The organism is Serratia sp. CY55921 (assembly GCF_052167655.1).
In the GTDB taxonomy this organism is placed as follows: Bacteria; Pseudomonadota; Gammaproteobacteria; order Enterobacterales; family Enterobacteriaceae; genus Serratia; species Serratia ureilytica.
This window is the reverse complement of the sequence record NZ_JBJNMU010000006.1, coordinates 176,550-190,949: the sequence shown is the minus strand read 5'-3', so window position 1 is coordinate 190,949 and position 14,400 is coordinate 176,550. Positions and strand designations below refer to the sequence as shown.

Sequence of the window (14,400 nt, the reverse complement as noted above, 5' to 3'; positions counted from 1 at the left end):
GCCGGCTTATGCCGGCCTTTTTTATGGGCTGCGCACTATGTCTGACAATCTTCTTCAACAGGCGGCCCCGGCCGTGCCGATGCCGCCCGCCTCCCCCAGCGCCTACGGCGGCGACGAGCTCACCTGCCCGGTGCTGAAACAGCGGCTGGAACAGTTTCAGCTGTGGCTGGCGGCGGCGTTCGACGCCGGCTCCAGCGCAGAAAGCCTGGTGGCGGCGCGCAGCGACTTCATCGATCGCCTGCTGCGCCGGCTGTGGACGTTCTACGGCTTTGAAGATATCCCGGAAACCGCGCTGGTGGCGGTAGGCGGCTACGGCCGCGGCGAGCTGCACCCGCTGTCGGATATCGACGTGCTGGTGCTCAGCCAGCGCCGGCTGACGGAGCAACAGTCGCAGCGGGTCGGCGAATTCATCACCCTGCTGTGGGATCTCAAGCTGGAAGTGGGCCACAGCGTGCGCACCCTGGAAGAGTGTCTGCTGGAAGGGCTGGCGGATCTGACCGTGGCCACCAACCTGATCGAATCGCGCATGATCTGCGGCGATGTCGCGCTGTTCCTGCAGATGCAAAAACATATCTTCAGCGACGGCTTTTGGCCTTCGCCGCAGTTTTTCCACGCCAAGATCAACGAGCAGCAAGAACGTCATCAGCGCTACCACGGCACCAGCTATAACCTGGAGCCGGATATCAAAAGCAGCCCCGGCGGCCTGCGCGACATCCACACGCTGCTGTGGGTGGCGCGCCGCCACTTCGGCGCCACCTCGCTGGACGAAATGGTCGGCTTCGGCTTTCTCACCCAGGCCGAACGCAACGAGCTGAACGAATGCCAGAGCTTCCTGTGGCGCATCCGCTTTGCGCTGCACCTGGTGCTGCCGCGTTACGACAACCGTCTGCTGTTCGATCGCCAGCTCAGCGTCGCGCAGCTGCTGCGCTATGAAGGCGAAGGCAACGAGCCGGTCGAGCGCATGATGAAAGACTTCTACCGCATGACGCGGCGCGTCAGCGAGCTGAACCACATGCTGCTGCAGCTGTTCGACGAGGCCATCCTGGCGCTGGACGCCACCGAAAAACCGCGTCCGCTGAACGACGATTTCCAACTGCGCGGCGATCTGATCGATCTGCGTGACGAAACGCTGTTCATCCGCGAGCCGCAAGCCATCATGCGCATGTTCTACCTGATGGTGCGCAACCGCGAGATCAAAGGCATTTACTCCACCACCGTGCGCCAGCTGCGCCATGCGCGCCGCCACCTGAAACAGCCGCTGTGCACCATCCCGGAAGCGCGCGATCTGTTCATGGCCATCCTGCGCCATCCCGGCGCGGTGTCGCGCGCGCTGGTGCCGATGCACCGTCACAGCGTGCTGTGGGCCTATATGCCGCAGTGGGGCAAGATCGTCGGGCAGATGCAGTTCGATCTGTTCCACGCCTATACCGTCGACGAACACACTATCCGGGTGCTGCAGAAGCTGGAGAGCTTCGCCGATCCGCAAACCCGGCCGCGCCATCCGCTGTGCGTGGAGCTGTATCCGCGCCTGCCGCACCCGGAACTGCTGCTGCTGGCCGCCTTGTTCCACGATATCGCCAAAGGGCGCGGCGGCGATCACTCGATCCTCGGCGCGGAGGACGTGGTGGAGTTCGCCGAGTTGCACGGCCTCAACTCGCGAGAAACCCAACTGGTGGCCTGGCTGGTGCGCTGCCACCTGCTGATGTCGGTCACCGCGCAGCGCCGCGATATCCAGGATCCGACGGTGATCCAGCAGTTCAGCAGCGAAGTGCAGAGCGAAACTCGCCTGCGCTACCTGGTATGCCTGACGGTGGCGGATATCTGCGCAACCAACGAAACCCTGTGGAACAGCTGGAAGCAGAGCCTGTTGCGCGAGCTGTATTTCGCCACCGAGAAACAGCTGCGCCGCGGCATGCAAAACAGCCCGGATCTGCGCGAACGCGTGCGCCACCACCGGCTGCAGGCGTTGGCGCTGCTGCGCATGGACAACATCGACGAAGAGGCGCTGCACCGCATCTGGAGCCGCTGCCGCGCCGACTATTTCCTGCGCCACTCGCCGAATCAGCTGGCCTGGCACGCCCGCCATCTGCTGGCCCACGATTCCACCCAGCCGCTGGTGCTGGTCAGCCGCCAGGCGACGCGCGGCGGCACCGAGATCTTCATCTGGAGCCCGGATCGTCCTTATCTGTTCGCCGCCGTTGCCGGGGAGATGGATCGCCGCAACCTGAGCGTGCACGACGCCCAGATCTTCACCAACCGCGACGGTATGGCGATGGACACCTTTATCGTGCTGGAGCCGGACGGCAGCCCGCTGGCGCAGGATCGCCACGCGGCGATCCGCCAGGCGCTGCTGCAGGCCATCACCCAGCGTGAGTACCAGCCGCCGCGCGTGCGCCGCCCCTCTTCCAAGCTGCGCCACTTCAGCGTGCCGACCGAGGTCACCTTCCTGCCGACCCACACCGATCGCCGCAGCTACCTGGAGCTGACCGCGCTCGACCAACCCGGCCTGCTGGCGCGGGTGGGCGAAGTGTTCGCCGATCTGGGGCTGTCGCTGCACGGCGCGCGCATTTCCACCATCGGCGAGCGGGTCGAGGATTTGTTTATCCTGGCCGACGGCGAGCGGCGCGCGCTCGACCAAGAAACGCGCAGAAAGTTGGAGCAACGGTTGACAGAGGCCCTCACCCCAAACGATAAAATGTGATACAAGTAACTTTTTACCGACAACATCAGGAAAGAGAACAGCATGCAGCAATTACAGAACGTTATTGAAAGCGCCTTCGAACGCCGTGCGGACATCACCCCGGCGAACGTAGACACCGTAACGCGCGAAGCGGTAAACCAGGTGATCGGCCTGCTGGACAGCGGCGCCCTGCGCGTCGCCGAGAAGATCGACGGTCAATGGGTCACCCACCAGTGGCTGAAGAAAGCCGTGCTGCTCTCTTTCCGCATCAACGACAACAAGGTGATGGACGGCGCGGAAACCCGCTACTACGACAAAGTGCCGATGAAATTCGCCGACTACGACGAAGCACGCTTCCAGAAGGAAGGCTTCCGCGTCGTGCCGCCGGCCACCGTGCGCCAGGGCGCGTTCATCGCTCGCAACACCGTGCTGATGCCGTCTTACGTTAACATCGGCGCCTACGTCGACGAAGGCACCATGGTCGACACCTGGGCCACCGTCGGTTCTTGCGCGCAGATCGGCAAAAACGTTCACCTGTCCGGCGGCGTCGGCATCGGCGGCGTGCTGGAGCCGCTGCAGGCCAACCCGACCATCATCGAAGACAACTGCTTCATCGGCGCGCGTTCCGAAGTGGTGGAAGGCGTGATCGTGGAAGAAGGCTCGGTGATTTCGATGGGCGTCTACCTCGGCCAGAGCACCCGCATCTATGACCGCGAGACCGGCGAAATCCATTACGGCCGTGTGCCGGCGGGTTCGGTGGTGGTTTCCGGCAACCTGCCGTCGAAAGACGGTTCTTACAGCCTGTACTGCGCGGTGATCGTCAAGAAAGTCGACGCCAAAACGCGCGGTAAAGTCGGCATTAATGAGTTATTGCGTACTATCGACTAAATTGAAATAGCGGGTGATTCACCCGCTATTTTTTTGTCTGCGTTTCGCTGGCAGTCACAGTCGCAGATCTCGCTTTCCGCCATAATCGCAGTCGTGGAATATAACGATCACATCTAAAGAGGGCGCAGTATGTACGATAACTTGAAGAGTTTGGGCATCAATCAACCGGAAGACGTCGATCGCTATAGCCTGCGTCAAGAGGCCAACAACGACATCCTCAAGATCTATTTCCGCAAGGACAAGGGCGAGTTCTTCGCCAAGAGCGTGAAGTTCAAGTATCCGCGCCAGCGTAAAACCGTGGTGGCGGACAACGCCGGCCAGGGCTACAAGGAAATTCACGAGATCAACCCGAACCTGCGTTACGTGATCGACGAGCTGGATCAGCTGTGCCAGCGCGATCAGGTGGAAGTGGATCTGAAGCGTAAAATCCTCGACGACCTGCGCCATCTCGAAGGCGTGGTGTCGCACAAGATTGCCGAGATCGAAGCCGATCTGGAAAAACTCACCCGCGGCAAATAATGCGGATCGGTTGACCCGCATCATCGTTAAGGCGCCCTTTTGCGGCGCCTTTTTACGTTATGACTGCAGCAGCGTGCCCCACTGCTCGACCCACGGGCAGGCGGCCACTTCCGGCTCCGGCTGTTCCATCGCATCGATTTCCAGCACTTCGCCAACGCGGGTGGCGCCCTGTTCCTGCAGCAGCGCATCGAACGTGCGCCCGGCGCCGCAGAAGTGGTCATAGCTGCTGTCACCGAGGGCGATCAGCCCATAGCGCAGCTCCGGCTGATAGCCAACCTGATCGCGGATAGCGTGGAACAGCGGCGCGATGCTGTCCGGCAGATCGCCCTGCCCGGTGGTGGAGGTGATCACCAGCGCGTAGTGCTGACGATAAAACTGCCAGGCCTCCAGCGTGCCCTCTTCGAACAGTTTGACCTCATGGCCCTGCTCGCTGAGGATGTTTTGCGCCTCTTCCGCCACCAGCAGCGAATTGCCGTAGACCGTTCCCACGAAGATACCAACCTGAGCCATGGCTCCTACTCCCTTCATTACCTTTAAAAATTGTCAGCTATCCTGACCGTTAGCCGCGTTAAACTCAACCCCGGCAAGTTCAGGGAATACCCCCGCCCAGCCGAACTGCGCCATCACCCCTTGCCAGGCCTCGTCCCAGCGCGCCGTTACCTGCAGCGGCTCGCCGGTCACCGGGTGCGTCAGCTGCAGATGGCTGGCGTGCAGCATCAGGCGCGGGCAACCGAAATGCTGCGCCATCCCGCGATTCTGCCGCAGATCGCCGTGCTTGCTGTCGCCGATGATCGGGTGGCGCAGGTGCGCCATATGGCGCCGCAGCTGATGTTTGCGGCCGGTTTCCGGCTGCAGTTCCACCAGACTGTAACGCGCGCTGGCGTAGCGGCCGACGGCCACCGGCATCTCTACCTGCGCCAACGGCCGGTAGTGCGTCACGGCCGGCTGCGGCCCCTTGTCGGCATCGGCATGTTTATCGGCGATTTTATCCAGCTCCGCCGTCAGCGGGTAGTCGAGGGTCGCCTCCTCCTGCACGTAACCGCGCACCACCGCATGGTAGGTTTTCTGCACCTGATGCTGCTCGAACTGCTGCGACAGCAGGCGCGCCACCTCGCTGGAGAGCGCCATCAGCAGCACGCCGGACGTCGGACGATCGAGACGGTGCACGGTAAAGACGTGCTTCCCGAGCTGATCGCGCACCGTCTGCATCATAAAGCGAGTTTCATGACGGTCCAGCCAACTGCGGTGCACCAACCAGCCCGACGGTTTGTTCACCGCCACCAGGTGTTCATCCTGATACAAAATCTCAATCACATCGCATTCCCAGGTCAATAGCCGTTTCGGGCGCGAGTATAACAGGCATGAGACGCAACGCTAGTTCACCCATTCGATGGTCACCAGGCGCGTATCGGCGCGGCCGCGATCGTCCACCGCCCGAATGCGGTAGCGCCCGTTGTTGATCGGCCGCCAGTCGATCGGTTTTTTGCTGGCGCTGCTGCCGAGATAGATATCGTCGACGAACCAGTACACCGTCTTGCTGTCGGCGTCCGTCACCGCATTGAAGGCGATTTTGTCCCGTCCCTGTTGCGACTGGCGCAGGGTATAAGTGGTGTTTTTCAACGGCGAGGTGATGCGCGGCGCGTTGCCGCCGACGGCGATGCCGTTGTCCTTGCAGCGATTGACCGGCGGCGCCCGCTTCGGCAGCCCGGCCTGGGCGAACACGTTGGCCAAATCGGAAGGCCAGAATTCAAAAATTTCGGTGCGGGTCTGCGCCGCGTCATACGGCGGGCAAACAACCTCGCCGCTGTGAATATCCAGCACCACCGGCCGGTAGACGCTGTCTACCTTGATCGGCGACTTGCCGGGAATGAACCAGGTCTTGCCCTTTTGCTGGCACCACGGCGTCGGCAGATCGCCGCTGGCGAGACAGATGTCTACCCGCCGCAGCCGCTTGGGGAACGGATGTTTCGGTTCCCGCAGGGCGGGATAGCTGGCGTTGACGCTGTCGATGATATTGAAAAACAGCGGCGCGGCCGCCTCGGCGCCGACCAACGCATTGTTGCCGCGCCCATCGAAGTTGCCTTCCCACACCACCAGCACGTAAGGGCCGAAAATCCCGACGCTCCAGGCGTCGCGAAAGCCCCATGAGGTGCCGGTCTTCCAGTACACCGGCAGCGACGAAGAACGCTGCGCCAGCGTATCGCCCGGCCGCCGGTGCTGGCGCAGCATATCCAGCGTGATGAAACTGGCCTCCTCGCTCAACAGCCGCACCGGCCTCGGTTCACCCTCGTTCAGCCGCAATCGCAGCGGCCGCAGCTCGCCGCGGTTCGCCAGCAACGCGTACAGCTTCGCCAGCTCCTGCGCCGTCACCTCGCCGCCGCCCAGCACCAGCGACAGTCCGTAGTGGCTCTCATTGGCCATATTGGCGACGCCGGTCAGGCGCAAAAACTGATAAAAGGTCGGCTGACGCAGCTGTGAGGCGACATAGACCGCCGGGATGTTACGGCTGAAATTCAGCGCGTCGGTGGCGGTCACCGGGCCGAGAAAACGCCGGTCGAAATTTTCCGGCGCATAGGCGCCGAACGACGAAGGCACGTCTTTCAGAATGGTCATCGGATGCAGCACGCCCTGCTCCATGCCCAGCGCGTAGATGAACGGCTTCAGCGTCGATCCCGGCGAACGCTTGGCGTTGGTGCCGTTCACCTGCCCCTGGATCGGACGATTGTAATAGTCCGCCGAGCCCACCAGCGCGCGCACCCCCATATCGCGGCTGTCCACCAGCAGCACCGCGGCGTTTTGGATGCCGCGGCTGCGGTTGCGGGCGATAAAAGCGTTGACCTGCCGTTCGACCAGCCGCTGCAGCCCGGCGTCCAGCGTCGTGTCTACGCGGGTATCGCGCTGCACCAGTTGCTGCGTCTGCAGGCGCAGCTGTTCGATAAAGTGCGGTGCGATATAAGGCACTTGTTCAGGCTGCCGCAGCGCCAACGGCAGGCGGAACAGCGTTTGCTGGCTGGCGTCGGTGGGGTAAACCCGCTGCCAACGCTGGAACAGACGATTGCGCGCCTGCGTCAACGCCGCGCCGAGCACGCCGGTTTTCGGCTCCAGACGGTAGCTGGGTGACTGCGGCAAGACCGCCAGCGTCAGCGCCTCCGGCAGAGTCAACTCCCGCGGCGGCTTGGCGAAATAGATCAGGCTGGCGGCGCCGATGCTTTCAATGTTGCGGCCGTAGGGCGCGTAATTCAAATAGGCTTCCAGGATATCGCGCTTGGAGTAGCTCAGTTCCAGCTGCACCGCACGCAGCACCTGCAACACCTTGCCGCCCGGCGTACGGGTATTGAGATGCCAGCGCATCCGCGCCAGCTGCATGCTGATGGTCGAACCGCCCTGCATTTTGCCGCCGGCGACATAGCTGCGCCAGAAACCGCGCATCAGGCTGACAGGGTTAAAGCCGGGGTTATAGTAGAACCAACGATCTTCGTGCAGCAGCAACCCGCGCACCGCCAGCGGCGACACTTGCTCCAGCGGGGTCCACAGCCGGTAGCGATCGTCGTTGGCCAGCGTAATGCGCAGCAGCGCGCCGTGCCTGTCGTAATAAACGGAAGACTGCGGCAGCCCCTGCCACAGGGGCGGATGCGGCCACAGCCGAATTGCGGTCAACAGCAGCGCCAGTAAAAACACCGCCATCAAGCCGTTTTGCAGCACGCGCCCGGTCAGGATCTTCATACGTTCTCAGCATTCCGGCGCCAGACGCTGGCCTGGCGCCGGATACGGCCTAGTCGTTGCCCGCCGGCACCACCACCAGCTTGCCGCCGCCGGCCGACATGGCCTGCACTTCTCGGTCATACATGGCTTCGCCGTAGGCCGGTGGAATAATAAAGCTGCCGGTATTGGTGGCCTTGATCTGATAGACGAACTCCTGCACCTCGGTGCCGGCGCTGCCGTAGATAATCACCCGATCTTCACGGATGTCGCTGTAATCCGGCGCCCAGGTGGAGCCGGTGGCGGCCAGCGGCGACTGCCAGCCGCCGCGATCGTCGCTCTCCTCACCGGCATCGGCCGGTTCCGGCGGCGTCTGCTGCACCACTTCGAACCCGCCCGGCAGCAGATCGACAATCGCCAGGTTGCTCTGCCCCTCTTTCGAGTTGGCGCGCACCTTCAGATGGACGTTGATCTTCTGCCCCAGCGTCACCTGCGTCACCGGTTTGCCCTGTTCGTCGGTGTACTCGCGGACGATCTCAATCCCGCGCGACAGCGCTTTTTGCGGCGCGTTCAGATCGTAACCGGCCTGCGTCACCACATACCAGGCCGGCGCGCTGCCGCCGTTGGTGAAGCGCACGGCGGTGGCATCGGCGTTGAACTGCCCCTGAACGAACAGCCCCTGCAGCTCACTGATGCGCTGCGGGTCGCCGCCGCTTTTGCCCACCTGCACGATGCCTAACGCGTCCGCATTGGCGGATTGCGCCGCCACCTGGGCCGAATAGCTTTCCAGCGCCAGGATGCTCATTGCAGAGGAGTAGGTGGTATAACGCTCTTCCTTCAGTGCCTTGACCATATTCTCCAGCACCTGCGGCGGAATCGACGCCACCTTCTCAGGGAAGTGACGGGTAATCAAATACAGCCGCGTCGCATCCTGCACCAGCGGATCGAAATAGTTCTGCGTCCACCAGGCGCTGTCATAGGCTTTGCTCAGTTGCTGCCAGCTGGGTTGCAACAGCGCGGCGGCTTCGTCGTCCATCTTCAACAAACGATAGGAAGAGGCCAGATACAGCGCGCTCAGATCGGTTTTCCACCCTTCGCCATAGCGTTTTTGCAGCGTATCCTGCACGGCCGCCAGCGAGTTGGTGGTCACTTCGCCCTGCAGCGTCAGCAGGTAGACCGCCCAACTACGCAGGCGCAGCAGATACAGATCATCGAAACCGCTGGCCGCCAGCTCGCGCAGCGCGCCGTTAGCTTCGTCCAGCATGCCTTCCGGCAGGGCGTAACCCGCCGCTTTGGCTTCGAGCAGATATTGCACCACATAAGGCGTGACGAAAGGATCGGCATCCGGCGACGAACGCCAGGCGCCGATCGCCCCGCTGTCGTTCTGACGGGCGCGCAGCACGCCCAGCAGGTTGCGCAGCTGCTTGCTGACTTCCGCCTGGCTCAGGCTGCCTTTCATCTCTGGATGGCGGCTCTGCAACATCAGCGGAATGGAACGGCTGACGATCTGCTCGGAACAGTAATACGGATAATCCGCCAGGTATTGCGCCAACCCGCTGGTCAGCACCAGCGGCGAATTCGACACTGCCGCCCGGCGCTGCGCGAAAGCGTCGAACATCTGGCGCAGGCCATCGACGTTCTGGCTGCCGCCGCTCATGCGCCCCATCACCGATTGAGTACGGTACGGCGCCGCCGGCCGCACCGAGGTGCTGACGGTGCGACGGCTGGCCTGGTCGCCGTAACGGGCGTCGAACACCAGCGGCGCATCGCCCAAAACGGCTTTGGCGCGCAGACGGAAGGCGATCACGCCCTCGCGTTTTTCCGCTAGCGTCAGGCTTTGCGTCGCGTTGCCCACCACCTCCAATTGCGGCGGCGGCGTCAGCAGGACGTTGATGGCTGCCGACTGGCCGTTCAGCCCTTCGAGGTTGTTGCTGACGCCCACGCTGACGTCGAACTCATCGCCCGGCGCCACCATCGCCGGCACGTTCGGCGTCATGATGAAGCTGTCGCGCACCGTAGCGGCGGTTTGCGCCTTGCCGATTTTCTCCGGCGTCACCGAAATCGCCATGACGCGGATCTTGCCGTTGAAGTAATCCGGCACCGGATAGACGAACTGTTTCTCGCCGCTGACCTCGGTAATGCCGGACCAATAGGCCACCGGCTTATCGCGCTTGCGCTTGAACGGGTTGAGGTTGAGATCCAGCCCTTCGCCCGCATCGCCGCCCGGCGCCGCGGTCAGCGCCATCAGCTTGCTGAATTCCGGCAGGATCAGATCGAGGATCTGCGAGCTGCTCACGTTCAGTTCGCGCTTGCTGAAGAAGAACTCCAGCGGATCCTTCAGGCGATAACGCGCCACCTGCAGAATACCCTCATCGACGGCGAACAGCGCCACCTGCTGCGGCGCATCGGTCTTGACCGTCATCGTCAGGTTTTCACCCGGTTTGATGACCTCCGGTGCCGTCACCTCAAGGCTGTTTTGGCGCGCCTTGGTACTGATCTTGAACGGCATCACGCCATAGCTCAGCGGGCTCATGAAGATCTCGCTGGAGTTGATGTCGCGCACGAACTGCACGTTGATGTAGCCGTTGCCCTCCATGCCGGCCGGCACGCGGATCGTCTGCACCGAGCTGGTGGTGTCGGTGTGGAACCACTGCCAGGCGTAAACCTTGTCCTTCTCGATGGTGATCAAGCCGCTGCCGGTATAGGGCGCGTTAATCGCCACCTCGATCTCTTCACCGGGCTGGTATTCCGCCTGGTTGAGTTTTAGCTTCAGTTCGGCGTTGCGATCCAGCGAACGACTCAGGTTGGCGTTGCCGGCCACGCTGTAGGCGACGCGGTTGAGCGTCTTGCCCTGCGCATCTTCGATCACCAGCACGAAGTCGCCCGGCTTATCGGTCGCCAGCCGCAGATCCGCGCCCTGATCGCCCAGCGCCAGCGGCTGTTCCGAGAGCTGCACTTCCTTCATCTTCGACTGATATTTGTAAACGCCCGAATCCTGTTTGGTCAGCACCGAAATGTATTTCTGTTCGATCAGCACCTGCTTCAGGTTCGGCATGGCGATCTGTTTCAAGGCCGGATCAATGGCGATCACATTCAGATGCCGCTCCGCATCGCGATTGATGTAGCCCAGATCGCCGTCGGCCTTCACCCCAATCAGGTAATCGTAAGGCGAAACCAGCGTACGGGCGGTAGCCGCCACCGAGCGACCGCCGCCGGCAACGAACGCCTCCGACAACAGCTGCAGCTGATAAGTGGCGTCGGCGTAAGATTTCAGATCGAGCGGAATATCAGCCGCGCCGTGTTCATCGGTGGTGCGATCTTCCAGCTCGGTTTCGAACCCGTCGCTGTTTTGTCGGTTTTCGTAGAACGCATAATCCGGGAAGCGATCGAAGCTCGGATACATTGGCCGCAGCGTCAGCCTGGTGGTCACACGGCGATCTTGCGCCGGGGTGCCGAACAGGTTCTGCACATCGATGCTGGCCTTCAGCTCAGACGGCTTGACCCAGCCTTGCTGGCGGTCCGGCGTCAACGCCAGCTTCACTTTCAGTTGATCCGGCTCGAACTCCTTCACATTGACTGCGGTATGGCCGAGCAGCGTGGAGGTGTCGTTGTTTTTGCCGATCAGATACAGATAAACGTTCCACTCGCCGGTGGGCGAGTTTTCATCGGTGGTATAGCTCAGTTCGTTGAAACCGCTGGCGCCCAGCGTCAGCGGCACGGTGGACATCAGCTTGTCGCGCGGATCGCGAATTTCGGCGCGCACCGGCACGCCGGCGAGGCCAACGCGCCAGTCGGCGGCGCGAGTGATCAGGCCGATATTGAAGGTGTCTCCCGGCCGATACACGCCGCGGTCGGAGAACAGGTAGCTGCTGAGCGTGCGCGGATCGGTCGGCGTTTGTTCACCGGCAACGTCGAAGCGCGAGAAATCCAGCCCGCGATCGTTATAGCTGCCGGTCGGCAGGAAGGAGACATCCCCTTCTTTCTCCACCAGGAACATCACCGGCTGGCGCTCGTTGGTGTACACATCCAGCGCCGGGAAACGCACGTGGCCGTCGGCGCCGGTGGTTTGGCTGAGCAGCGTCACGCCGTTTTTGGCCACCACAGATACGTTGGCGCCGCTGACCGGCGCACCGCTTTGGATCGACTGCACGAAGACGTCGCGCGTCTTATCCTGCGAGCTCTTGGCGACGATGCCCAGATCGGTCACCACCACAAAACGCGAATCGCCGACGTCGGGCTGCTCTTCCCCTTCGCTTTCATCTTGTTCCTGCTCCTGCTCGGCACCCGCCTCTTCCGCCGCCGGTTTGCGATTCGGCTGCCATTCCGACAGCGTCAACAGAAACACCCCACGATGGGAACTGGCGTTGGTGGAGAGATAGCGGGAAAGATCGATGCCCTGATAGTTCACTTCCCCCGGCCGCTCGTTGTTGAGCGCCGTCTGGTATTTGAAATGCTCGGTGAAATACTCATCGTTGAGCCGGTTGAATTCCGTGGACGAGTATTCCCGGCTTTTGAAGGAAACAATGTGCTGCAGCTGACTCGGGATCACCCGCTTGATGTCCAGCCGCAGGCCCGCCACGTTGCGCGCCGCCACGCTGATCTGCTTGTCGCCGTTGACCGACAGCAGCGAGCCCTGCGACATGAACTGCAGCGATTTCGGGAACTCCGGCACTTCGACCACCCGATAAACCTTCTTCGGCATTTTGTAACCGCCGGCGGAGATCAGCTGGTTATCGATCTCGAGCAGCATAAAGCGGTGCGCCGGGGCGTCAAAACGGAAGCTGAACTGCGGCTGATAGGCCTCTTCCGCCTCGTTAAGCGTCAACGGCAGCGGCGTCGCCTGCGCCAGCACGTTCTTGCCGACGCTGTCTACCGTCCATGGGTAAAAGTCTTCAGCATCATTGGCGGCCTCGGCATCGCTCGGATCGTGCTGCGGCAGCAGCCAGGCTTTCGCGGCTCGCGCCAGCTCTTTATCCTTCACCGCATCGCTGAAACCAACCACCAGCGCACGCTGCCCTTTGCCGCCGTCGGTGTCCACCACCTGGGCGCTGGCGTCGCTCAGCGCCAGGCTGTACAGGGTAGGAACCTTGACCCAGTTGCTTTTCGCCTCTTCGACCGCGTTGCCGGCCGCCGTCGATTTAACGCCCTTGCCGACGGTCAGATGTACCGCGCCGCCCTGATCCAGCGCCTGCAGCGGCTCGGAATGCACCCAGGCGTTCAGTTTTTTCTCGTCATATACCAGAGAGAAATTCAGCTTCTTCTCGGAGGTGGCGCTGCCTTCTTTCAATCCCAGCGAAATCTGTTTTTCAAAGCTGGCGACGTCGACCGGCGCGTTGAACTGCAGATTGAAAATCGCGCTGCGTTTCTGCGCATTCTGCGGATCGCGGTAGTACTCGGCCTGCCCCAGACGGTAGCCGAACGCAGGCACGGTGAAGGCATAGCGGGTTTTGGCGAGTTTGACCTGCGGCGCCAGCAAGGTAGCGGGCTCGAGGGTCACGTCATATTTCGCGCCCATCGGCAGCGGCTTTTTCGGCGTGAACACCAGCGTCGATTCATTGTTCCACGCCCACTGCCCTTCCGCCGTCGGTTTGAGGGTGATGCCGGCGCTCACGGTTTTGCCCACCGCGGCGATCGGCGCGACCGAGCCGCTGAAGGCCAGACTCACCGTTTGTGGCGCTTGCCGGGCGGCGGTGTAATCTATCGGCGCGGGGTTAGCCAGCGATGCGCTGACCTCCTGAACCACCATCGGCGCCGGTTCGATCGGCTGAGGCCGATTTTGCCACCAGTGCCAACCGTAAAACGCGCCGCCCGCGGCGCCTGCCAGCAGCAGCAGGCCCAGACCGATCGCTTTCGGATGTTTATCCACGCCGCTTTCCAGCCGCAGAAAACCGCGCGGCAGCGCAGCCCACCAGGCCGGCGCGCGCCAGCTGAGGTTGCCGACCAGCGGTCTCAGCAACCGCCCCAACAGCGACAAGACCCCACCCAACAGGCGGCAAACGCCCTTAACCAGGGTAAAAGGCAAACGAAGGATAAACCTTAATAAATCCATTATTGCAGCACCTCATCATCCTAATGCAGCCCCCGGTCAACCGCCGCGGTTTAACCGAGCCGAAAGACGCCGTCGGCTCTCCTGCCCGGCATCCGCGCGAGTACTCTACACTGCCGGGCGGCAAAAATCTGCGCGCCGCCGGCGAATTACGGCTCTTTATTCAACATCAAATCCAACTGCTGCAGCAGCACCAACAGCGGCAGACTGCTCGGCTCACGCTCCTTCAACGCCTCCTCGAAGTAAGGCGTGATGGCAAAACGCGTCGGCAGCGGCGCTTCGGCGTCCAACAGCGCATACATGCGCGGCAGAAACACCCACTGCAGCCAAGCCTCGGCCGACATGCTGTCGATGCAGAACGGCTCGGTGCTGGAGAAAGCCTCAGGCTCGGGCGGCGCGGCCTGCCACAAGGCCAAATCGCGCATGGATTGTTCAATCGCCTGCAAACTGCGGCGAACCTGATTATGTATACTCATCTGCATTCCCGATCTCTTTTCATCATGATATTCAGCTCGCTGGCTGAAAGGCGGCAAAGCATAGCATTTTTATAGCCCAAATTTGGCGCGCC

At 62.1% G+C, this 14,400-nt stretch carries 8 protein-coding genes; 3 read left to right on the top strand and 5 right to left on the bottom strand.

Going from position 1 to position 14,400, the window contains the following annotated elements; translation table 11 throughout:
- The first annotated feature begins 37 nt into the window (after positions 1-37).
- The 3 genes from glnD to ACJ8M3_RS21665 all read left to right on the top strand — a co-directional run bounded on the left by glnD (position 38) and on the right by ACJ8M3_RS21665 (position 4,087).
- Complete coding sequence (gene glnD, locus ACJ8M3_RS21675; RefSeq protein WP_089197713.1) at positions 38-2,701, top strand: bifunctional uridylyltransferase/uridylyl-removing protein GlnD; 2,664 nt, start codon at positions 38-40, stop codon at positions 2,699-2,701.
- A 42-nt stretch (positions 2,702-2,743) separates the two neighbouring features.
- The gene (gene dapD / locus ACJ8M3_RS21670; protein ID WP_004931932.1) at positions 2,744-3,568 is read left to right on the top strand and encodes a 2,3,4,5-tetrahydropyridine-2,6-dicarboxylate N-succinyltransferase; all 825 of its coding nucleotides are present in this window, start codon (positions 2,744-2,746) and stop codon (positions 3,566-3,568) included.
- A 129-nt stretch (positions 3,569-3,697) separates the two neighbouring features.
- Positions 3,698-4,087, top strand: coding sequence for a DUF3461 family protein (locus tag ACJ8M3_RS21665; protein ID WP_004931929.1), 390 nt, complete (start codon positions 3,698-3,700; stop codon positions 4,085-4,087).
- A 57-nt stretch (positions 4,088-4,144) separates the two neighbouring features.
- Here ACJ8M3_RS21665 and ACJ8M3_RS21660 read toward each other — a convergent pair whose 3' ends face one another.
- The 5 genes from ACJ8M3_RS21660 to ACJ8M3_RS21640 form a co-directional block, all read right to left on the bottom strand.
- Complete coding sequence (locus tag ACJ8M3_RS21660; protein ID WP_033644870.1) at positions 4,145-4,597, bottom strand: flavodoxin; 453 nt, start codon at positions 4,595-4,597, stop codon at positions 4,145-4,147.
- 33 nt (positions 4,598-4,630) lie between these two features.
- Positions 4,631-5,401 carry a tRNA pseudouridine(65) synthase TruC gene (gene truC, locus ACJ8M3_RS21655; RefSeq protein ID WP_089197714.1) on the bottom strand — a complete coding sequence of 257 codons (771 nt, stop codon included), beginning with the start codon at positions 5,399-5,401 and terminating at the stop codon, positions 4,631-4,633.
- Between the two features lie 60 nt (positions 5,402-5,461).
- Positions 5,462-7,810: a penicillin-binding protein 1C gene (gene pbpC, locus ACJ8M3_RS21650; protein WP_033644869.1), complete on the bottom strand. Its 2,349-nt coding sequence runs from the start codon at positions 7,808-7,810 to the stop codon at positions 5,462-5,464.
- Positions 7,811-7,859: 49 nt separating this feature from the next.
- Positions 7,860-13,835 carry an alpha-2-macroglobulin gene (locus ACJ8M3_RS21645; protein ID WP_442514736.1) on the bottom strand — a complete coding sequence of 1,992 codons (5,976 nt, stop codon included), beginning with the start codon at positions 13,833-13,835 and terminating at the stop codon, positions 7,860-7,862.
- A gap of 146 nt (positions 13,836-13,981) precedes the next feature.
- Complete coding sequence (locus tag ACJ8M3_RS21640; protein ID WP_033644943.1) at positions 13,982-14,308, bottom strand: YqcC family protein; 327 nt, start codon at positions 14,306-14,308, stop codon at positions 13,982-13,984.
- Between the last annotated feature and the right edge of the window lie 92 nt (positions 14,309-14,400).